Genomic DNA, 219 nt, shown 5'->3' with positions numbered 1-219 from the left:
AGATGTGTATAAGAGACAGCCGTGGCGCTCACCACGCCTGCGCTGCTCGCCGCGGTCGCGGCCGTGCCGGCCTACGCGGCCCGCGCGGCGCACCCGCCGGCGGACGAGCAGTAGTCAGGCGTACTCCACTCCACTCCCCCGGCGCGGGACGGAGGCATCGGCATCGGCCGGCCAGGGTGAGCGGGGAGCTGAACCAGCGGCTGACGAAGCGCCCGGGGG

The sequence above is a fragment of the Streptomyces sp. NRRL WC-3549 genome (assembly GCF_000721935.1).
In the GTDB taxonomy this organism is placed as follows: Bacteria; Actinomycetota; Actinomycetes; order Streptomycetales; family Streptomycetaceae; genus Streptomyces.
The sequence above is the reverse complement of the archived record's forward strand: the minus strand, read 5'-3'. Positions refer to the sequence as shown.